Source organism: Streptomyces sp. NPDC101776, assembly GCF_044766845.1.
Lineage (GTDB): Bacteria > Actinomycetota > Actinomycetes > Streptomycetales > Streptomycetaceae > Streptomyces.
Window position 1 is genome coordinate 112,579 of the sequence record NZ_JBIWMV010000019.1, and the last position, 19,151, is coordinate 131,729.

A 19,151-nucleotide genomic window follows, 5' to 3' on the forward strand; every position below is an offset into this window, starting at 1 on the left:
ACTGCGTAAGGGACGAGAGCCCCGGTCGGTCACCTCCGCCGACCGGGGCCCTCTCGCGTCCCCGGACCCGGCCGCGACGGCGACACTCCCCCGAGTTGCGCGTCGTACGCGCGCACCGTCGGGCCAGATCCGATGAAGTGATCACATCAGGTCGCACCAACGGATCGCTAACATGTGGCCAATGGTGCGCCCGGTGCCCCTGGGCGGTGTGGCCTGAAGTCGTGGGGCGGCGGCGGGAGACGGCCGGTACGGTAACGGATCCCGGCTCTCGGACGCTGGGAGAACGTGGCGGGAAACCGCTGTGAGCAGGGCGGGAATCCGCCAGGGACGGCGGAGACCTCCGCCGCGGAGCACGGCCACGAGTGGCCGCGCGGAAGGGCGACGGGTCGGTGTGATGCGGTGCGAGCTGCGGTTCGGACTGCTCGGCACGACCGTCCTCTACGGCCGTGACGGCGACGGTGTGCGGTCCGTCGGCAGCCCCAAGGTGCGGGTCCTGCTCGCCGCGCTGCTCCTGGAACCCGGCCGGGTGGTCTCCGTCGACGCCCTCAAGGACGCCCTGTGGGGCGGCTCGCCGCCGGCGTCCGCGCACGCCTCCCTGCACAACCACGTAACCCGCCTGCGCCGTCTGCTCGACGATCCCGAGCGGTTGCGAGCGGTCCCGCCGGGCTATCTTCTCCGCGTCGACGAGGGCGAGTTGGACGTCCATGTCTTCGAGACCCGGGTCGCCGAGGCCCGCACCGCGCACGCGGCCCGGAACTGGCCCGACACGCTCCGCGCCTGCACGGCGGCCCTCGCCCTCTGGCGCGGCACCTCGCTCAGCGGCCTCCCCGCCGAACTCGGCGGCTACGCCTTCGCCCAACGCCTGACCGAGGCCCGCCTCCTCGCCCTCGAATGGCGCTACGACGCGGAGTTGGCCCTGGGTGGCGTCCGACTCGGCGGTCTCGTACCGGAGTTGGCCGCCCTCGTCGCCGACCATCCCCTCCGGGAGCGCTACCACCGCCAGCTGATGCTCGCCCTCCACCGCACCGGCCGCCAGGCCGAGGCCCTCGCCGTCCACCGCGACCTCCGCAACCGCCTCATCGAGGAACTCGGCATCGAGCCGGGGGCTGGGGTGCGGGAGGCGCACGCGGAGGTGTTGCGGGGGGTGGAGGTTCGGGGGGAGGGGCTGGTACAGGGGGACGGACAAGGGGAGGGGACTGCTGGTCTCACCGGGGGCTACGGAGACGTTGGGGCCGGTGGAACTGCTGGAGTCACCGTCGTGACCGGAGTCGCCGCAGCCGCCGCAGCCGACGGCTCGGATGACCCGACTGCGAACCCGCCCGACCCGACAGCCGCCCCCGGCATGCGTGCCCCCGCCCCGTCCCACTCACCGCCGTCCCACGCACCCCCATCCCCCCGCCCCGCCCAACTCCCGCCCCCACCGGCCCACTTCACCGGCCGCACGGACACCCTCCACGCACTCCACGACACCCTCGCGCACCCGTCCACGGAACCAGGGCGCTCCCACCCCCTCGCCGTCATCAGCGGCACGGCGGGCGTCGGCAAGAGCGCGCTCGCGCTGCACGCGGCGCACGCGCTGCGAACCCGTTTCCCCGACGGGCAGTTGTACGTGAACCTGCACGGCGCCACCCCGGGCATGACCCCCCTCACTTCCGGCCAGGCACTCCACGCCCTGCTCCGCGACCTCGGCGCCGAACCCCGGCACATCCCCGAACACCCGGACGCGGCAAGCGCGTTGCTCCGCTCGCTGCTCGCCCCCACCCGCACGCTGCTGCTGCTGGACGACGCGGAGAACGCCGCCCAGGTACGGCCGTTGCTGCCCGCCGGCACCGGGTGCGCGGTGATCGTCACCAGCCGCTCGCCGCTGACCGCGCTCGACGGTGCCCGCCGCTTCCCGCTCGCGCCGCTGTCCGGCGAGGACAGTGCCGCGTTGCTGCGCGCGGTCTCCGGCCGCGAGGGCCTCGACGCGGCCCACCCGCTCGTCGAACTCACCGGCCGCCTCCCGCTCGCCCTGCGCGTGGTCGCCGCCCGGCTGGCCGCCCGCCGGGCCCTCACCCCGGACGTCCTCGCCGGTCAACTCGCCGCCACGGAAAGCCGCTTGCACCACCTGGAGTACGACGACCTCAGCGTCCGCCGCTCCCTGGCGGTGGCCCACGAAGCCCTCGCCGCCTCACACCGCCGGACCGACCGCGACGCTGCCCTCGCCCTCCGCCACATCGGCGCCCTCGACCTCCCGGCCTACGGCGCCCCCTCCTCGCCCGCCTCGCCGGCACCCCCGAACACCGCGCCGGGTCAGCCCTCGACCGCCTCGTCGACGTAGCCCTCCTGGAGGAAACGGCGTACGGCCGCTACACCCCGCACGACCTGGTTCGCGACTTCGCCCGCGAACTGGCGGAGAGGGAAGGGGACGGGGGAGGAGACAGGAGCAAGGGCACGGAAAGGAAGGGCGACCCCGTCAACGCCGCCTCCACTCGAACCGACACCGCCCCCACCCGAACCGACCCCGTGAACACTGCCCTCGCCTGGTACGCCGCGGTAGCGGAACGCACGCTCACCGCCATCGTCGAACCAGGCCTCGACCAGGACGACCGCCGCCGACCCACAGCGGCCCAACTCCCCGGTCACCTCACGGAAGTGGCGGCCACCGCTCCCTTCCCCCGTTCCGAAGACGCCTTCGCCTGGGGGGACTTGGAGCTGGAGAACGTCGTGACGCTCGTGACCCGGTACCGCGACACCCCCGATCTCCAGCGGACCGCCCACATTTCGGTCCTCGTCCGGCTTCTCTTCCCGTACGTCCTGCGGGGCGGTCGCGTCGCCGAGACGGAGGCGCTCGGCCGGGTCGCCCTGGGCGCGGCGCGGCGGCTCGGGGACGCGGCGGCGGAGGCGTACGCGCTGGGGGATCTCGCCGGGCTGCACTTCCTCACCGGGCGGCAGAACGAGGCCCTCGGCCTCAACGACGAGGCGCTGGCGATCTGGTGGCGGCTCGACGCGGTCTCCTGGATCCGCCGCTGCCTCAACAACCGCGGTCTGCTCCTCGAAGGTCTGGGCCGCTACACCGAGTCCGGGGTCGCGCTGCGCCAAAGCCTCGCGTACTCACGGCAGTTGAACGACCCGTACGGCGAGGCCGTGACGTACAGCCACCTCGGCAACCTCTACGAGCACACCGACCCCCGGGCCGCCGTCGAACAGCACCGCCGCTCCCTGGCCATCGGCGACGAGATCGGCGCCGTCATCGTGCAGCACTCCGCGCACTGCAACATCGGCTACGCCCGCCTCACCCTCGGTGAACCGGCCGCCGCCGTACCGCACTTCGAGGAGAGCCTGCGCATCCTCGGTGGCCGCGGCGACTGGCACGGCGAGTCACAGACCCGCCTCGGTCTGGTCCGCGCCCTCCGGCTCCTCGGCCGTACCGAACGCTCCGGCACCGAGTGCGCCGAACTCCTCCGCCGCGCGGGCGCCCGCGCCGACCGCTACATGGGGGGCCTGGCGAGGCATCAGCACGGTCTGCTGCTGCGGGAACAGGGGCGCGCGCAGGAGGCGTACGAGGAATGGCGGGCCGCCCTCGACGCGCTCGACGGCACGGACGAGAAGGCGGTCGTCAGGGAGCTCGGCGAGCTGTTGTCGCAGCGTGACGCGCGTCGACCACCGGAGTCGTAGGGCTTATTTCGCGTCGGCGTAGCACTCGACCACCGCCACCGTGAAGGGGAACCGCACCGGTGTCTCCCCGAACGTCAGCCGCCCGGCGAGGTCGGCCGCCTCCTGTATCGCGGCGGCCACCGCCCCGGCCTCCGCCTCGGGGCAGTGCACGATCACCTCGTCGTGCTGGAAGAAGACCAGCTCGGCGGAGAGCTCCGCGCAGGACCGGCGGAGCGCGGCGAGCATCAGCAGCGCCCAGTCGGCGGCGCTGCCCTGGACGACGAAGTTGCGCGCGAAGCGGCCCCGGGCACGGGAGTTGGTCGAGGCGTACCCGGGCACCCAGCCCTGGTCGGCGGGGGCCGTGACGGGATCGTCCTGGGGGATGCCCGCCTCCTCCGCCGCGTCCTCGCCCCCGGCCACCGGCGGACAGGTCCGCCCCAGCCAGGTCCGCACGAGCCGTCCCTCCTCGCCCGCCCGCGCGGCATCGTCGACGTACGCGACCGCCTTGGGGAACCGGCGTCTGAGCGCCGCGAGGTTCTTGAGGCCGTCGCCCGAGGTCTGGCCGTAGACCGCGCCGAGCACGGCGATCTTGGCCTGGTCACGGTCGCCGGAGAAGGCGCGGTCGGACACGGACTGGTAGAGGTCGGTGGCCCGGCCGGCCACCTCCATCAGCCCGGGGTCGCGAGAGATCGCGGCGAGCACCCGCGGCTCCATCTGGTCGGCGTCGGCGACGACGAGCCGCCAGCCCGGGTCGGCGACCACGGCCCGCCGGATGATCTTGGGGATCTGCAATCCACCCCCGCCGTTGGTGACCCAGCGCCCGGTGACGGTGCCGCCCGCCAGGAACTCCGGCCGGAACCGCCCCTCCCGCACCCAGTCCTGCAACCAGGACCACCCGTGGGCGACCCAGATCCGGTACAGCTTCTTGTACTCCAGCAGCGGCTTCACGGCCGGATGGTCGAGGGACTGGATCTCCCAGCGCCGGGTCGACCTGACCTTGATCCCGGCGGTGGCGAAGGCCTTGATGACGTCCGCGGGCAGATCCGGCCGCACCCGTCTCCCGAAGGCGGCCGACACCTCGTCCGCCAATTCGGCGAGCCGCCGCGGCTCCCCGCCGCCCGTGTACCGCTCGCCCAGCAACTCGTGCAGCAGCTCCCGGTGCACATCGGCGCTCCACGGCAGCCCCGCCCGGTTCATCTCGGCGGCGACCAGCATCCCCGCCGACTCCGACGCGGTGAGCAGCCGCATCCGGTCGGGGTGGGTGGTCGCGTCGTGCCGCCGCTGCTGCTCGGCGTACACCGCGAGCAGGTCGGCCAGCGGGAGACGGACGCTCCGCGGCTCGAACAGCGAGGACTGCGCGCCCGGTTCGGCGGCCCGCTGCGGTGGATCCGGCGGTACGGCCCCGCCGCGCAACCGGGCCAGCGCGGCGGCGGCCGACCGCGGTTCCCCGTGCCGCCCCTCGTGCCCGAGCAGCAGAGTCTCGGCGTCCTCGATGTCGTAGCACCGCTCCACCCGCACCCCCGCGGCGAGCAGCACCGGGTACACCTCGGGGGTGGACCGCCACACCCAGCGCGTCACGTCAGGGCGGGCGCGCACCGCCTCGACGAGATCCGGCTCCCGCTCCACCGCCCCCGCGGGCAGCCCGTCCGGACCGAGGGCGGCGACCTCCGCGCCGCCGCCCTCGGCCGGAGCGAGCGCCCAGCGGTCGGTCATGTCCGCGAGTGTGGCAGGCGGCACTGACAATCCCCGTGACCTGCGGCTCAGCCCGTCAGCCGGTTCAGCATCTCGGCGATGTGCTGTTCGGACGTGGGCTTGTCGATGCCCAGGCCGTTCAGCACGCCCTCGCCGTTCTCGTGCTCCAGCAGGGCGAGCAGGATGTGCTCGGTGCCGATGTAGTTGTGGCCCAGGCGCAGGGCCTCGCGGAAGGTGAGTTCCAGGACCTTCTTGGCGTCGGGGCCGTAGGGGATGAGGTCCGGGACCTCCTCGCCGGCCGGCGGGAGCGCCGCGGTGGCCGCCTGGCGTACGGCGTCCAGGAGGACCCCCTGCGCGGTGATCGCCTTGCCCGCCAGGGCGTCCGGTTCGGCCAGCAGACCGAGGACCAGGTGCTCGGGCCTGCCCTCGGGGTTGCGGGCGGCCACGGCCTCGTTGTGGGAGGCCATGACCACGTTGCGGGCGCGCGGGGTGTAGCGGCCGAAGCCCTGGCTGGGGTCGAGGTCGGCGGACTCCTTGGCCACGAAGCGCTTCTGCGCGGCCTGCCGGGTGACGCCCATGCTCTTGCCGATGTCCGTCCAGGAGGCACCGGAGCGCCGGGCCTGGTCCACGAAGTGGCCGATCAGGTGGTCCGCCACGTCGCCCAGGTGGTCGGCGGCGATCACCGCGTCCTGGAGCTGGTCCAGGGGCGCGGGGTGGACCTTCTTGATGGCGTCGATGAGGTCGTCGAGACGTACGGATGAGGTGACGTTCGGGTTGGTCGTCATGTGTCAACCGTAGGTTGACAGTTCATGAGTGTCAACCTTGAGTTGACAACGGGGCTACCCCGCGAACGACGCGGCGGCCCCGGCCGGCAGCCAGTCCAGACCGCGCTCGAAACTCGCCGCCGGATCGTCGTCGTAGAGCAGCTCGGAGAACCCGGCGTCGGCGAGATGGGGCAGCTTTCCGGCGTCGATCCGGGTCCGGACGTACTCCGTGCTCGCCTCCCGGCGGGCGCTGCTGACGGCCTCGCTGGTGCGCCGGCGGATCCCGCCCGACAGCTCGGCCGTCACATGGCCCAGCGTGAACGTGTCGACCGCGAGGATCAGCGCCCGCAGCACGGCACTGCCGACGTCCAGCCCGCGCACCGCCGCCGACGGTGACGCAGGCTCGTGGACGTCCGCAGCAGCAGCGGCGGCGTACGCGGCCCATGCCGCCGCGGACGCCATCGAGGCGGCCGAGGCGCTGGTGGCCGTATACGCGGCGGTGCACAACGTCGCGGCGGGCATCGAGGCCGCCCACACCGCCGACCGCGCGGCCACCGCCGCCCACACGGCCGCCGCGGCAGGCGCCGCCGCCCACGTCGCCCACGCCGCGGCCGTCGCGGCCGTCGCGGCGGCACGCGGCGTGGGCGACACCGCCGCCGACCCCTACTTCGCGGCCTTCTCCGAGTTCTCCGCACACCCCGCCGACACCCACTACCTGGCCCAGAACGCCACGCTTCTGGAGCTGATCCGCGAGGCGCGGGCGTCCCGCGTGTGACGAAGTAGCCCCAGAGGCGGACAATGTCACCCCGGTCAACACCCCGAGTTTCACCGTGAGTTGGTTGTCCACAGGGTGTGGACGAACAAACCCGGCGACAAACCCGGCGACCAACCCCGTCAACGAGCCCCACCCCCTCCCCCCTCGACCCCATGACACGATCACCACGTGAGCAGCCCGACCACCCCCGTGGAGCGCGCCTTCGAGGCCGCCCTCTACACCGACACCCACGACGCCCTCGACGCGGGCGCCTCGATCCTCGCCGCCGACCCCGACGCGGACCCCGAACTCGCCCGCCGGGGACGGGAGTTCGTCGCGGCGGCCTGGCGGCGCGGGTGGCAGCCCGCAGACGTCGTACGGCTGGTTCGGCGGGAGGTCGACAACGCCGACGCGCACGTACGGCTCGTGTCCGAGTTGATCCGGACGCAGGCGCCGGACGACCGGGCGCGCGGCCCCCGTTGGGCGGCCCAGCTCGACGAACTGGCCGCCGCCGCCCCGCCGCCCCGCACCGACCGTTTCACGCACGCCACCACAGTCCTTGAGCTGTACCGCCTGCTGCTACGGCTCCCGAGTCTCGAACCCCTGGACGACGGACACGAGCCGAAACGACGGCAGGAGAACCATCGGCCCGCCTCCCGCATGCTCACCCGCATCCGCGCGCTGCTCGCGAAGGCGGAGGCGACCGGGTTCCCGGAGGAGGCGGAGGCGCTGAGCGCCAAGGCGCAGGAGCTGATGGCGCGGCACAGCATCGACGAGGCGCTGCTCGACGCGCAGGCGCCGGCGAAGGACGCGCCCGGCGCGTGCCGGATCGGGGTCGAGGCGCCGTACGAGCAGGCGAAGGCGGTGCTGCTGGACGCGGTCGCCGGGGCGAACCACTGCCGGGCCGTGTGGAACGAGGCCTTCGGTTTCTCGACCGTCGTCGGCTTCGAGGCCGACCTGGAGGTGGTCGAACTGCTCTACACCTCACTCCTCGTGCAGGCCACGAGCGCGATGACGAAGGCGGAGGCGGCCCAGCGCGCGGGCGGCCGTCGGCGGACCAAGACCTTCCGGCAGTCCTTCCTCGCGGCCTACGCCCACCGCATCGGGACCCGGATGGCCGAGGCCGCCGGGACCCAGCTGACGGACGACCTGCTCCCGGTCCTCGCCACCCGCGAGGTCGCCGTCACCGACCGCGTCGACACGATGTTCCCGGAGACGACCACGACCCGCCTGCGCGGGATCACCGACGAGGCGGGCTGGACGGAGGGCGCGGAGGCGGCGGACCGGGCCCAGGTGAGGACCCGACCACCGCTCGACTGAAGGGAGTTGTTCAGGGAGGGGTCAGTCGCCGGCCTGGGTGAAGGCACTGATCGAGGCGTCCGAGTCGCTCGCGGAGGTCTTGCCCTGGACGGGTCCGTACGACCACTTGTAGCTCGCGCTGTCGTCGCCGCCGGGCAGGGTGATGACCAGCTTGGTCGCGGCCAGGCTGAGCTTGTCGCCCGCCTTGCCGCGGACATAGGTGATGGTGAAGGACGCGGCGTCGCCCTTGGCGAGCTTCAGCTTCTGCGCCTTGGCGCCCTGCTGAGTGGTGAGGGCGACCTTGGTACCGCCGCCCTCCAACGAGGCCCCGGCGAAGCCGTCCAGGTCGCACGGCTTGCTCTGGTTGGTGAGCGACACGGGAACCTCGCCCGTGTCACCGGCGGCCGGAGCGGTACTGGCGGGCCCGACCTGGACGGCGACCCCGTCGAAGGAACAGGCCGACCCGTTCTTGCCGTCGGAGGAACCACCACCGCCACCACTGTCGCAGGCGGTCAGAAGCAGAGCCGAAGCGAGTGCGGCGACGGCGAGGGGAATGGTGCGCATGAGCCGATCATCCCGCACCGGACACCACTCCACCGACCGGCCTACGACCCGAGACTCGCCGTAGGCAGCCCCGACGGGAGCTGGCCGCCCTCCGAGCGCGTGTAGGTCTCCTTGCCGAGGCTCCCCGACCAGGTGACCGAGAGCCCCGCCTTGCTGACGGAGTTGACCATTCCGGTCGCCCGGGTCTTGGTGCCGTCCGTGCACTTGAGGTGGATCATCTGCATGCCCGCCTCCTCACCGGCGGTCCCGCTGCACACGGTCCCGCCGGTGGTGAAGAGCCCGGCCTGCTTACCGGTGACCACCAGGGCCACGGCCTTGCCGTCCGTCGTGGCGAGCCAACTGCCCTGGAGCCCGTCCGACGCGGCCGACGGGCTGCTGTCGGACCCGCCGGAGTCGGCCGTCGCGGTCGACGTCGCCGTGGCGGACGCGTTCGGCGTCGACGAGGAGTCGTCGTTGGAGTCCCCGCCGCTGCACCCGGTGAGCACGAGCGCGCCCACCAGCCCGGCGGCAGCGGCAGCCACGATCCGTACCGCCGACCCGCTCGACCCGCTCGTCGCAGCCGACTTCGCCGACACCGCCGTCACCGTCGAATTCGCCGTAGTCACTGGTAACTCCCAAGCTGTAGCCGGACGGCCGTCCGGTCGGCCTTGGCCGGAACGACCGCAGCAAGCTACCAGGGGTTACCAGGAGGATTTGCGGACGCCGGGTAGGTATCCGCTGTGAGCCTGCCCGCGCAGGTTCACCCGGGACAGCCCGAAGGCGCGGAAGTAACCGCGGGGCCGCCCGTCGACCTGGTCGCGGTTGCGAACGCGGGTGGCGCTGGCATCGCGCGGCTGACCGCGCAACTCCCGCTGGGCGGCGGCCCGTTCGGCCTCGGTGGAGCCGGGCCGTCGGACGATCTCCTTCAACTCGGCCCGCCGTACCGCGTACCGCGCGACGATCTCCCGCCGCCGCTCGTTCTTCGCGATCTTGCTCTTCTTCGCCATCAGATCCGCACCCCGCGCTCGCGGATCCGGGCCACGGCCGCCTCGACGCCGATCACGTCCACGGTCTTGATCCCCTTGGTGCTCAACCGCAGCCGTACGTAACGGCCTTCGCCGGGCAGCCAGTAGCGCTTGGACTGGATGTTCGGGTCGAAACGGCGCGACGTACGCCGGTGGGAGTGGGAGATGCGGTTGCCGAAACCGGGCCGTGCGCCGGTCAGCATGCAGTGGGCGGACATGAGTGACGTACCTCTCCTCGATCGGGGCCGTAGCCGATGATGCTAATGGAATTCATTTTCAGTAAGGTATCAGGCATGGCTCGCAACGAACTCCGCCCGGTCATCAAACTCAGGTCCACCGCCGGCACCGGCTACACCTACGTGACCCGCAAGAACCGCCGCAACGACCCCGACCGCCTGACCCTGCGCAAGTACGACCCGGCGGCCGGCCGCCACGTCGACTTCCGAGAGGAGCGCTGACCGAGATGCGCGAGAACACCCACCCGTCCTACGGCCCGGTCGTCTTCCGGGACCGCGCCGCGCACCACGCGTTCCTGACCCTCCCCCACTCTCGGCTTCGCTCGAGCGGGGGGACCCCCATGCCGATGACGAGTGCGAAGACGATCGAGTGGGAGGACGGCCACACGTACCCCGTCGTCGACGTCGAGATCTCGAACGTCAGCCACCCCTTCTGCACCGGCACGGCCCGCGTCCTGGACACGGCCGGCCGCGTGGAGCGCTTCGAGCGCCGGTACGGGAAGCAGGACTGACCGTGCCCGACCTCTCCGTCGCGATCGTCGCCGGCCTGCACGCGGACGCCCGCAGAGCGACCGTCGCCCGACTCCTCAACGACGTACCCGACAGCGTCGTACTCCACCACGACCTCGCTACGGCGGCGGCGGGCGCCGTCGTCCGCACGACCAGGGACGCCACCGGCATCCTCTCCCTCGTCGAGACCCCCCTCGTCAACGACTGCGCGTGCTGCGCCCTGCGCGAGGACCTGGTCCCGGAACTGCGCCGCCTCGCCGAGACCGGTCAAGTCCGCCTCGCGATCGTCGAGTTGTGGGACTCCGTCGAGCCCAAGGCGATGGCAGAGGTGATCACCTCCGGCGGCCTCACGGTCACCGGCGTCATCACCGCCGTCGACCCGGCTCTGCTCCTGCCCTACCTCGCCAACGGCGACGACCTCGCCGCGGTCGGCCTCGCGGCAGCGGCCACGGACGAACGCACGATCGCGGACACCTTCGCCCGCCAACTGGAGTACGCCCCGACGCTCGCCGTCCTCGACTCGGAGGAGGCGGACGACGAAGACCGGGAACTGCTGGCGCAGCTGCATCCGACGGCCCGCCAAGTACCGGTCGGGGGAGGCGACTTGAGGAGGAGCGGGAGCGTCGGGGGCGGCAGCGACAGCGCCTTGCCCTCGCGCCCCCCGGTACCCGCTCCCACCCCCAACCCCCCAGGGGCGCGGGGAACTGCGCGACCAGCCCCCACTGACCCGCACGCCGCAAACAACCTCAACCCACCCCCACGCAGCGTCCTCGCCCACACAGCCCTCGCCGGTTTCGACACGGAAGCCGCAGCCGCCGCCCAGCATCCCGCCTGTGCCCTGCTCCCCGTCGAGGCCGACGCGTGCGGGGTCGGCACTCTCGTCTGGCATCGGTGTCGGCCCTTTCATCCGGAGCGCTTGTATGCCGCGTTGGAGGATCTGACCTGCGCCGCCGCCCGTAGCCGGGGGCGGTTCTGGCTCGCCGATCGGCCCGACTCGTTGATTCACTGGGACGCGGCCGGCGGTGCCCTGTGTGTGGAGAGCGCGGGGCCGTGGCTGGCCTCGTTGCCGGACGCCGCTTGGGAGTTGGTGCCGCCGGTGCGCCGGGCCGCTGCCGCGCTCGACTGGCATCCGGAGCACGGTGACTGCTGCCAGCACCTCGTCTTCACATCCCCCGGGCTCGACCGTGACGGACTCGAACGGCTCCTGGAGTCCTGCCTGTTGACCGATGTCGAGTACGCCGCCGGCCGTGCCACGTGGAAACGAATTCCGTCCGCCTTCGACGCTTTCCTGGAGATCTGACCGTGCCCCGCAAACCCGAGCGCCGGCCCGCCAAGTCCCGCCGTAACCCCCTGGACGCGGCCGGAGTGACGTACATCGACTACAAGGACACCGACCTGCTGCGGAAGTTCGTCTCCGACCGCGGGAAGATCCGCAGCCGCCGGGTCACCGGCGTATCCGCCCAGCAGCAAAGGCAGTTGGCGACTGCGATCAAGAACGCCAGAGAGATGGCATTGTTGCCCTACTCGGCGCGATAGCCGCCCCTTTACGGAACACGGGCGCCCCGGTACGCGTCTTCACTAGTACGTGAGTACATGCCCCGCACCGGCACATGCCTTGCGGGGACCGGGGCAGACGCTGGAACGGCATCGGTAAAGCAGTCGTCAAAGCTGTAACCGGAGGACCACCCCCCGTGCACGTGCATCTGCCCATGCATCTGCACATGAACAGGGCTATGATCCGGAACAGTTGACCACTGCATCAATGGCCACACCAGCCAGTGCACAACCGGGAGCGACCTGTGGACCACCGCGTTGACAGCGTGTACTTGGGGTTCGACGTGTACAACGGCATGGCTGCCACGCAGCTGGACGGAGTGGCCTGGCAGAAGAGTCTGCACAGCAACTCGCAGGGCTCCTGCGTGGAGTTCGCGCGGCTGCCCGGCGGGGACGTCGCCGTACGCAACTCCCGCTTCCCCGACGGCCCGGCGCTCGTCTACACCCGCGCCGAGATCGAGGCGATGCTCCTGGGCATCAAGGACGGCGAGTTCGACCACCTGATAGTGGGATAGCGGACCGACGTGCCCTCGCGACGGCAACGCGCGTAGAACCGCGGCCCGAAAAAGAGCCGCGGTTCCTCACGCCTCCTGCCGCGCCGTCTCGCCCGGCAGCCGGAACAGCGCCCAGACCACCTTGCCGCTGAGCGTGCCCGCCAGCGGATGCCAGCCCCAGCCGTCGGCGAACGAGTCGACGAGGAACAGGCCGCGGCCCGACTCCGCCGAGAAGTCGTCCGAATCGCGGGCGACGGGACTGTCGTGACTGGGGTCGCGCACCGCGCACACCAACCGCTCGGTCCAGCGCATCAGATGCAGCCGCACGGGCGGGTTCTGCTCCGGCACACGCGGGGTGTTGGCCGGCAGGGCGTGCCGCAGCGCGTTGGTGACCAGTTCGGAGACGACCAGACAGACGTCGTCGAAGCGGTCGCCGACGTCCCACTGGTCGAGCGTGCGACGGGTGAACTGCCGTGCCTCGCGCACCGCTTCGTAGCGCGCGGGCAGAGCACAAGAGGCGGCGCTGGACACGGTTGAGGGGTCCAGCGGCGGAAGGCCCTGCCGTAACGGCTCGAGCATGGTCGATCCATTCGTCCCCATGCGAGGCACTCCCGGGAATTCGCGGTCGTTGCGATGCAGCGGTGGCGCGAGACCATGGTTTCGGATGCGTACAGCAGATGCAAGGGCAGATGCACGTGCAGCTGACCGAATTGGACCCTCCCGTACCGCTTGTTGGCCATTTTTTCCGTCAACTTCACGCCGTTCTCGCGCTCCGGCCTTGCTTCTTCCTGACAGCTTCCTGACAACTTCCTGTGAACAGGAACCTCTTCTTTCCATTTCTGTAATCGAACGAGTACTGCTCGAAGTGTTTTAGTGGCAGACTGCGGCCCCTGAAGACGGTTGGGGAGGCTGGCGAACGTGAGCGCGCAAGAGCCCGGATCGGTGGTGCGGCGGATGCTGCTCGGCTCGCAACTCAGGCGACTGCGTGAAGCACGCGGGATCACCCGCGAGGCCGCGGGGTACTCGATCCGTGCTTCCGAATCCAAGATCAGTCGCATGGAGCTGGGGCGAGTCAGCTTCAAGACGCGGGATGTAGAGGACCTGTTGACGCTGTACGGCATCACGGACGAGGCGGAGCGCATCTCACTCCTCTCCCTCGCGAAGGAGGCCAACGTCGCGGGCTGGTGGCACAGTTACTCGGACGTCCTGCCCAGTTGGTTCCCCACCTATGTGGGCCTGGAGGGCGCCGCCTCCCTCATCCGCGTCTACGAGGTCCAGTTCGTCCACGGACTGCTCCAGACCGAGGCCTACGCCCGCGCGGTCGTCCGGCGCGGCATGAAGGGCGCGAGCGAGGCCGACGTGGAGCGGCGCGTGGCGCTGCGCCTGGAGCGCCAGAAGTACCTGGTGAACGAGAACGCGCCGGACTTCCACATCGTCCTGGACGAGGCCGCCCTGCGCCGCCCGTACGGCGACCGCGAGGTGATGCGCGGTCAGCTCCAGCATCTGATCGAGGTCTCCGAGCACCCCAACGTCCGCCTCCAGGTGATGCCGTTCGGCTTCGGCGGTCACGCCGGCGAGTCCGGTGCCTTCACGCTCCTGTCCTTCCCGGAGTCGGACCTCTCGGACGTCGTCTATCTGGAGCAGCTCACCAGCGCGCTGTACCTCGACAAGGCCGAGGACGTGGCCCAGTACGAGAAGGCGCTGAAGGAGCTCCAGCAGGACAGTCCGGGCCCGGGCGAGAGCCGGGATCTTCTCCGGGGACTGCTTCAACTCTCTTGAAACACAAGTACGATGACGTGTGATCAGACCGTGATGATCGTGATCGTGATGGATGGTCCGGTCTGCTGTTGATCGTGTCTGCCATTGATCGTGCCTGCTGACGATTGAGCGATTGAGGGATCACATGTCGTCCTACTTCACCGACCTGGCGCAGCAGTACATCGACGGTGAGTGGCGCCCGGGCACCGGCTCCTGGGACATCATCGACTTCAACCCGTACGACGGCGAGAAGCTGGCGTCGATCACGATAGCGACGGTCGACGAGGTCGACGACGCGTACCAGGCGGCCGCCCGCGCCCAGAAGGCGTGGGCCGCGACCAACCCCTACGCCCGCCGTGCCGTGTTCGAGAAGGCCCTGCGGCTCATCGAGGACCGCGAGCAGGAGATCGCCGAGGTGATCATCGCCGAACTCGGCGGCACGCACCTGAAGGCCGGCTTCGAACTGCACCTCGCCAAGGAGTTCCTGCGCGAGGCGATCCACCTCGCGCTGCGCCCCCAGGGCCGCATCATCCCCTCGCCGGTCGACGGCAAGGAGAACCGCGTCTACAGCGTCCCGGTGGGCGTCGTCGGCGTGATCAGCCCCTTCAACTTCCCCTTCCTGCTCTCCCTCAAGTCGGTGGCCCCCGCACTGGCGTTGGGCAACGGCGTGGTCCTCAAGCCGCACCAGAACACCCCGATCGTCGGCGGTTCCCTGGTCGCGAAGATCTTCGAGGACGCGGGTCTGCCGGGCGGCCTCCTGAACGTCGTCATCACGGACATCGCGGAGATCGGCGACGCCTTCATCGAGCACCCGATCCCGAAGGTCATCTCCTTCACCGGCTCGGACAAGGTCGGCCGCCATGTCGCGACCGTCTGCGCCTCGCAGTTCAAGCGCTCGGTGCTCGAACTCGGCGGCAACAGCGCGATCGTGGTCCTCGACGACGCCGACATCGACTACGCGGTCGACGCGGCGGTCTTCAGCCGCTACGTCCACCAGGGCCAGGTCTGCATGGCCGCGAACCGTGTCCTGGTCGACCGCGCGATCGCCGACGAGTTCACCGAGAAGTTCGTCGCCAAGGTCAGGTCCCTCAAGGTCGGTGACCCGAGCGACCCGCAGACCGTCATCGGCCCGGTCATCAACTCCTCGCAGGCGGACGCCCTTTCGGGGGTCGTCGAGCAGGCGCTCGCGGAGGGCGGGACGGCTCTGGTGCACGGCACGACCACCGACAACCTGGTCTCGCCCTCGGTCCTCACCGGCCTCCCCGCCGACTCGGACCTGCTCCGCCAGGAGGTCTTCGGCCCGATCGCCTTCCTCATCCCGTTCGACGGCGAGGAGGAGGCGATCAGCATCGTCAACGACACGCCGTACGGCCTGAGTGGTGCCGTCCACACCGGTGACATCGAGCGGGGCGTCAACTTCGCCAAGCAGATCGACACGGGCATGTTCCACGTCAACGACGGCACGGTCCACGACGAGCCGATCGTCCCCTTCGGCGGCGAGAAGGCCTCCGGCGTGGGCCGCCTCAACGGCGAGTCGATGCTGGACGCGTTCACCAGCCTGAAGTGGATCTCGGTGCAGCACGGGCGGAGCGGGTTCCCGTTCTGATTCCCCCCTTTCTGAGTACGTCGCCGTGAGCCGGGCCATTGAGGACAGAACCTGACCTCAATGGCCCGTAGCTTCGTCGGTGTCGGGCAGGGGGACGGGCCTCCTGCCGGCACCGGCGAGAGGCGAAGGCCATGGTCACGCACGTAGCGGCGGAGGCGCAGGGTGACGAGCGCGGGGCGCTGCTCGCGTTCATCGAGGAGCAGCGGGGCGGTGTCCGCCGGGCGCTGCTCGGGCTGACCGAGGAGCAGGCCGCGAGCAGGCCCAGCGCTAGCGAACTCTCCCTCTCCGGGCTGCTCAAGCACGTCGCCGAGGTGGAACAGAGCTGGATCGCGCGGGCCAAACAGGAGCCGCCGGCGATCCAGCGGGACCAGACCAACTGGCACGAGACGTTCCGACTGGTCGACGGCGAGACCGTCGAGTCGCAACTCGCGTACTGGGAGAAGGTCGCCGCCGAGACCGAGGCGTACATCCGCTCGGCGCCCAGCCTCGACGACACGTTCCCGCTCCCGCCCGACCCGTGGTTCCCGCCGGAGGGCCGGGTCTCCGTGCGCTGGGTCTGTCTGCACCTGATCCGCGAGACCGCCCGGCACGCCGGCCACGCCGACATCATCCGCGAGTCCCTCGACGGCGCCACCGCGTTCGAGCTGGTCGCGAAGGAGCGGGGCAGCACCTGGGGCTGACCTGCCGGGTCCTACGCTGGGCGCATGTCAGCGATCCGTCTTCTCGTGCTCGGCGCGGTCCGCCAGCACGGGCGGGCCCACGGCTACCAGGTGCGCAACGACCTCGAATACTGGGGCGCGCACGAGTGGTCCAACGCCAAGCCCGGCTCGATCTACCACGCGCTCAAGCAACTGGCCAAGCAGGGACTCCTGCACGCCCACGAGATCGCGCCGTCCACGGCCGGGGGTCCGCCCCGCACCGAGTACGAGATCACCGACTGGGGCACCGAGGAGTACCTCCGGCTGCTGCGCGAGGCGCTGACGTCCTACGACCAGCAGATGGACGTCAAGTCCGCCGCCATCGGCTTCATCGTCGACCTGCCGAGGGGCGAGGCGGTGGCGTTGCTCAAGGAGCGCACCCGGGGCATCGACCGGTGGCGGGCCTCGGTCACCGAGCACTACATCCCCGCGGACGGGCCCGAACAGCTGGGTCACATCGGCGAGATCATGAACCTCTGGGTCCACACGGCCGATGCCGAGGCCTCGTGGACCCAGGGGCTGATCGAGCGCATCGAAGGCGGGGCGTACACCTTCGCGGGGGAGGGGGCTCCGTTCGTCGGGGTCCTGAGGGACGGTGAGGAGAACCCGTATGCGACGGGGGAGAAACATCCCGGGGACGCTGGCTAATCAAGTTTGACTAACGCGGGTGGGCGAGTTACTTTCGCGGTGGTAGTCAAGCTTGACTAGTGAGGGAGTGTTCTGTGGCCGACGCGGCGATCATCGTCGAGGGCGCACACAAGACGTACGGCGGCGGGAGGAAGAAGGCGAGGAAGAGCGAGGGTGTCGGTGCCAAGAAGGCGCTGGACGGGCTTGATCTTGAAGTCGTGCGGGGCACCGTGCACGGCGTGCTCGGGCCCAACGGGGCCGGCAAGACGACCCTGGTCCGGGTCCTGTCCACTCTGCTGCGGCCCGACGCCGGGCGCGTCGAGGTGGCGGGGTACGACGTGCTGACCGAGGCCCGTGCGGTTCGATTCAGGATCGGGCTACTGGGGCAACATGCGGCTCTGGACGAGGAGTTGGGTGGTCGGCAGAACCTGGAGATGTTCGCCCGGCTTCATCATCTCGGTGCCCGTCACGCGCGTGTGCGTGCCGATGAACTCCTGGAACGGTTCGGCCTCGCCGACACCGGGCGCAAGCCTGTGCGGGCCTACAGCGGGGGCATGCGGCGGCGGCTCGACCTTGCCGCCTCGCTCGTCACCTCGCCGGAGATCCTCTTCCTGGACGAGCCGACTACCGGCCTCGATCCGCGGGGTCGGACCGAGGTGTGGGCTGCGGTTCGGTCTCTGGTGGGTGGTGGTACGACCGTGCTGCTCACTACCCAGTACCTGGAGGAGGCCGATCAACTCGCCCATCGGATCTCGGTGGTTGACCGGGGGCGGGTCATCGCCGACGGCACCCCGGACGAGCTGAAGTCCCTCATCGGCGGCGACCGTATCGATGTGGTTCTGCGTGACGCGGGTCAACTGGGCGCTGCCGTCGCTCTGTTGCCCGGTTTTGGGGCGGGTGTCTCCGTCGATGTCGACCGTCGGTTGCTCAGTGCGCCGGTCGCCGATCGGATGACGGCGCTCTCCGGGGTCGTACGGGCGCTGGAGGAGGCCGGGATCGACGCCGAGGACGTGGCGTTGCGGCGGCCGACCCTGGACGAGGTGTTCCTGCATCTCACGGGAGCGGGAAAGGAGGCTGCGTGAGCGCGTACGTCCTGACGGATTCCTGGACCATGACCCGGCGTGAACTCGCGCACTGGGCGCGGCAGCCCGTGCAGGTCGTGGTGAGTCTCGTTTTCCCGGTGATGCTGCTGCTGATGTTCGGCTATCTGATCGGCGGTGGGCGTGCGGTCGAGGGGGCCTACGTCGACTATCTCGTGCCCGGGATGCTCGCGTTGACCATGGCCTTCGGGCTGGAGGGCACGATGCTTGCGGTCACCCAGGACCTCAACAAGGGGGTGATCGACCGGTTCCGGTCTCTGCCGATGGCCGACGGGGCTGTTCTGGTGGGGCGTTCGGCCGCGGACATGCTTCAGTCGGCGATCGGGCTTGTTGTTCTGATCGGGGTCGGTCTTGTGCTCGGCTGGCGGCCGCAGGGTGGGCCCGGGGGGTTTGTGGGGGCCGTGGGGCTGCTGTTGCTCTTTCGGTTCGCCATGTTGTGGGTCGGCATCCAACTGGCGCTGGTGGCTGGGCGGCCGGAGATGGTGCAGGCCGTGCAGATCCTGGTGTGGCCGGTCGGGTTTCTGTCCAACGCGCTTGCCACGCCTGCTGCTATGCCGGGGTGGCTGGGCGTGGTCGTGCAGTGGAATCCGATGTCCCAGACCGCTACTGCGGTGCGGGAACTCTTCGGTGGGCCGGGTGGGTCGCCTGGGCATGTGTGGGGTGCCGTGGTCTGGCCGGTGGTTCTGGTGGCGGTCTTCTTTCCGCTCGCCGTACGGCGGTTCCGGGGGCTTGGGCGGTGAGCTTGGTGCGGGTGCGTCGGTCCTCGCCCGGGTGCGTTGTGGGTCGGTGCCGCGCCGGGGGTCTCCGTCCTCGGATCGGCGCGGCAAGGTTTCTCAAGAGTGCGGCGGTGTTGAG

The 19,151-nt window shown here is 70.6% G+C and carries 21 protein-coding genes and 1 pseudogene; 14 read left to right on the forward strand and 8 right to left on the reverse strand.

Annotated features, from left to right (window positions below; genetic code table 11):
* The first annotated feature begins 394 nt into the window (after positions 1–394).
* A pseudogene (locus ACIRRY_RS40115) lies at positions 395–3,657 on the forward strand (BTAD domain-containing putative transcriptional regulator).
* A 3-nt stretch (positions 3,658–3,660) separates the two neighbouring features.
* On the opposite strand, the gene ACIRRY_RS40120 reads toward ACIRRY_RS40115, so the two are convergent.
* From ACIRRY_RS40120 to ACIRRY_RS40130, 3 genes are read right to left on the reverse strand one after another with little or no spacing between them, the layout of a single operon-like run.
* Complete coding sequence (locus ACIRRY_RS40120; RefSeq protein WP_403983244.1) at positions 3,661–5,349, reverse strand: bifunctional 3'-5' exonuclease/DNA polymerase; 1,689 nt, start codon at positions 5,347–5,349, stop codon at positions 3,661–3,663.
* Between the two features lie 47 nt (positions 5,350–5,396).
* Positions 5,397–6,113 carry a Clp protease N-terminal domain-containing protein gene (locus ACIRRY_RS40125; protein ID WP_403983247.1) on the reverse strand — a complete coding sequence of 239 codons (717 nt, stop codon included), beginning with the start codon at positions 6,111–6,113 and terminating at the stop codon, positions 5,397–5,399.
* Between the two features lie 54 nt (positions 6,114–6,167).
* The gene (locus ACIRRY_RS40130) at positions 6,168–6,398 is read right to left on the reverse strand and encodes a hypothetical protein (protein WP_403983249.1); all 231 of its coding nucleotides are present in this window, start codon (positions 6,396–6,398) and stop codon (positions 6,168–6,170) included.
* 10 nt (positions 6,399–6,408) lie between these two features.
* Here ACIRRY_RS40130 and ACIRRY_RS40135 point away from each other — a divergent pair, with 10 nt between their 5' ends.
* Positions 6,409–6,867 carry a hypothetical protein gene (locus tag ACIRRY_RS40135; RefSeq protein ID WP_403983251.1) on the forward strand — a complete coding sequence of 153 codons (459 nt, stop codon included), beginning with the start codon at positions 6,409–6,411 and terminating at the stop codon, positions 6,865–6,867.
* A 168-nt stretch (positions 6,868–7,035) separates the two neighbouring features.
* The gene (locus ACIRRY_RS40140) at positions 7,036–8,166 is read left to right on the forward strand and encodes a DUF2786 domain-containing protein (protein WP_403983253.1); all 1,131 of its coding nucleotides are present in this window, start codon (positions 7,036–7,038) and stop codon (positions 8,164–8,166) included.
* A 21-nt stretch (positions 8,167–8,187) separates the two neighbouring features.
* On the opposite strand, the gene ACIRRY_RS40145 is transcribed toward ACIRRY_RS40140, so the two are convergent.
* The 4 genes from ACIRRY_RS40145 to rpmB form a co-directional block, all read right to left on the reverse strand.
* Positions 8,188–8,709 (reverse strand): DUF4232 domain-containing protein, encoded by a 522-nt coding sequence (locus tag ACIRRY_RS40145; RefSeq protein WP_403983255.1) that lies wholly within the window; start codon positions 8,707–8,709, stop codon positions 8,188–8,190.
* A 41-nt stretch (positions 8,710–8,750) separates the two neighbouring features.
* The gene (locus ACIRRY_RS40150; RefSeq protein WP_403983411.1) at positions 8,751–9,284 is read right to left on the reverse strand and encodes a hypothetical protein; all 534 of its coding nucleotides are present in this window, start codon (positions 9,282–9,284) and stop codon (positions 8,751–8,753) included.
* Positions 9,285–9,389: 105 nt separating this feature from the next.
* Positions 9,390–9,695, reverse strand: coding sequence for a 30S ribosomal protein S14 (rpsN, locus tag ACIRRY_RS40155; RefSeq protein WP_403983257.1), 306 nt, complete (start codon positions 9,693–9,695; stop codon positions 9,390–9,392).
* Positions 9,695–9,931, reverse strand: coding sequence for a 50S ribosomal protein L28 (rpmB, locus tag ACIRRY_RS40160; protein ID WP_403983259.1), 237 nt, complete (start codon positions 9,929–9,931; stop codon positions 9,695–9,697). Before rpmB ends, rpsN begins: the two co-directional genes overlap by 1 nt.
* Positions 9,932–10,006: 75 nt before the next feature.
* On the opposite strand from rpmB, the gene rpmG reads away from it, so the two are divergent.
* The 5 genes from rpmG to ACIRRY_RS40185 all read left to right on the forward strand — a co-directional run bounded on the left by rpmG (position 10,007) and on the right by ACIRRY_RS40185 (position 12,528).
* The gene (gene rpmG / locus ACIRRY_RS40165) at positions 10,007–10,171 is read left to right on the forward strand and encodes a 50S ribosomal protein L33 (protein WP_200691314.1); all 165 of its coding nucleotides are present in this window, start codon (positions 10,007–10,009) and stop codon (positions 10,169–10,171) included.
* Between the two features lie 5 nt (positions 10,172–10,176).
* Positions 10,177–10,461 (forward strand): type B 50S ribosomal protein L31, encoded by a 285-nt coding sequence (locus ACIRRY_RS40170; protein WP_403983262.1) that lies wholly within the window; start codon positions 10,177–10,179, stop codon positions 10,459–10,461.
* Positions 10,462–10,463: 2 nt separating this feature from the next.
* Positions 10,464–11,759 (forward strand): CobW family GTP-binding protein, encoded by a 1,296-nt coding sequence (locus ACIRRY_RS40175; RefSeq protein WP_403983265.1) that lies wholly within the window; start codon positions 10,464–10,466, stop codon positions 11,757–11,759.
* 2 nt (positions 11,760–11,761) lie between these two features.
* Positions 11,762–11,995: a 30S ribosomal protein S18 gene (rpsR, locus tag ACIRRY_RS40180; RefSeq protein WP_403983267.1), complete on the forward strand. Its 234-nt coding sequence runs from the start codon at positions 11,762–11,764 to the stop codon at positions 11,993–11,995.
* A gap of 314 nt (positions 11,996–12,309) precedes the next feature.
* Positions 12,310–12,528, forward strand: a complete 219-nt coding sequence (locus ACIRRY_RS40185) for a DUF397 domain-containing protein (RefSeq protein ID WP_403983413.1) — start codon at positions 12,310–12,312, stop codon at positions 12,526–12,528.
* Positions 12,529–12,594: 66 nt separating this feature from the next.
* Here ACIRRY_RS40185 and ACIRRY_RS40190 read toward each other — a convergent pair whose 3' ends face one another.
* The gene (locus ACIRRY_RS40190; protein ID WP_403983270.1) at positions 12,595–13,107 is read right to left on the reverse strand and encodes an ATP-binding protein; all 513 of its coding nucleotides are present in this window, start codon (positions 13,105–13,107) and stop codon (positions 12,595–12,597) included.
* Between the two features lie 354 nt (positions 13,108–13,461).
* Here ACIRRY_RS40190 and ACIRRY_RS40195 point away from each other — a divergent pair, with 354 nt between their 5' ends.
* The 6 genes from ACIRRY_RS40195 to ACIRRY_RS40220 all read left to right on the forward strand — a co-directional run bounded on the left by ACIRRY_RS40195 (position 13,462) and on the right by ACIRRY_RS40220 (position 19,036).
* Positions 13,462–14,286 (forward strand): helix-turn-helix domain-containing protein, encoded by an 825-nt coding sequence (locus tag ACIRRY_RS40195; RefSeq protein ID WP_403983415.1) that lies wholly within the window; start codon positions 13,462–13,464, stop codon positions 14,284–14,286.
* Between the two features lie 124 nt (positions 14,287–14,410).
* Complete coding sequence (locus ACIRRY_RS40200) at positions 14,411–15,871, forward strand: aldehyde dehydrogenase family protein (protein WP_403983273.1); 1,461 nt, start codon at positions 14,411–14,413, stop codon at positions 15,869–15,871.
* A gap of 131 nt (positions 15,872–16,002) precedes the next feature.
* Positions 16,003–16,551 carry a DinB family protein gene (locus ACIRRY_RS40205; protein ID WP_403983276.1) on the forward strand — a complete coding sequence of 183 codons (549 nt, stop codon included), beginning with the start codon at positions 16,003–16,005 and terminating at the stop codon, positions 16,549–16,551.
* Between the two features lie 24 nt (positions 16,552–16,575).
* Entirely contained in the window at positions 16,576–17,217 is a 642-nt protein-coding gene (locus ACIRRY_RS40210) for a PadR family transcriptional regulator (RefSeq protein ID WP_403983278.1), read from the forward strand.
* Positions 17,218–17,291: 74 nt separating this feature from the next.
* Entirely contained in the window at positions 17,292–18,278 is a 987-nt protein-coding gene (locus tag ACIRRY_RS40215; protein WP_403983281.1) for an ATP-binding cassette domain-containing protein, read from the forward strand.
* Complete coding sequence (locus tag ACIRRY_RS40220) at positions 18,275–19,036, forward strand: ABC transporter permease (protein ID WP_403983284.1); 762 nt, start codon at positions 18,275–18,277, stop codon at positions 19,034–19,036. The genes ACIRRY_RS40215 and ACIRRY_RS40220 overlap by 4 nt, the downstream gene beginning before the upstream one ends.
* The last annotated feature ends 115 nt before the right edge of the window (positions 19,037–19,151 follow it).

Excerpts from the sequence above, each read along its gene's own strand:
- ACIRRY_RS40120 (WP_403983244.1), bottom strand. The coding sequence starts at position 5,349 with ATGACCGACCGCTGGGCGCTCGCTCCGGCCGAGGGCGGCGGCGCGGAG.
- ACIRRY_RS40125 (WP_403983247.1), bottom strand. The coding sequence starts at position 6,113 with ATGACGACCAACCCGAACGTCACCTCATCCGTACGTCTCGACGACCTC.
- ACIRRY_RS40145 (WP_403983255.1), bottom strand. The coding sequence starts at position 8,709 with ATGCGCACCATTCCCCTCGCCGTCGCCGCACTCGCTTCGGCTCTGCTT.
- rpsN (WP_403983257.1), bottom strand. The coding sequence starts at position 9,695 with ATGGCGAAGAAGAGCAAGATCGCGAAGAACGAGCGGCGGCGGGAGATC.
- rpmB (WP_403983259.1), bottom strand. The coding sequence starts at position 9,931 with ATGTCCGCCCACTGCATGCTGACCGGCGCACGGCCCGGTTTCGGCAAC.
- rpmG (WP_200691314.1), top strand. The coding sequence starts at position 10,007 with ATGGCTCGCAACGAACTCCGCCCGGTCATCAAACTCAGGTCCACCGCC.
- ACIRRY_RS40170 (WP_403983262.1), top strand. The coding sequence starts at position 10,177 with ATGCGCGAGAACACCCACCCGTCCTACGGCCCGGTCGTCTTCCGGGAC.
- ACIRRY_RS40185 (WP_403983413.1), top strand. The coding sequence starts at position 12,310 with ATGGCTGCCACGCAGCTGGACGGAGTGGCCTGGCAGAAGAGTCTGCAC.
- ACIRRY_RS40190 (WP_403983270.1), bottom strand. The coding sequence starts at position 13,107 with ATGGGGACGAATGGATCGACCATGCTCGAGCCGTTACGGCAGGGCCTT.
- ACIRRY_RS40195 (WP_403983415.1), top strand. The coding sequence starts at position 13,462 with ATGCTGCTCGGCTCGCAACTCAGGCGACTGCGTGAAGCACGCGGGATC.
- ACIRRY_RS40200 (WP_403983273.1), top strand. The coding sequence starts at position 14,411 with ATGTCGTCCTACTTCACCGACCTGGCGCAGCAGTACATCGACGGTGAG.
- ACIRRY_RS40205 (WP_403983276.1), top strand. The coding sequence starts at position 16,003 with ATGGTCACGCACGTAGCGGCGGAGGCGCAGGGTGACGAGCGCGGGGCG.
- ACIRRY_RS40210 (WP_403983278.1), top strand. The coding sequence starts at position 16,576 with ATGTCAGCGATCCGTCTTCTCGTGCTCGGCGCGGTCCGCCAGCACGGG.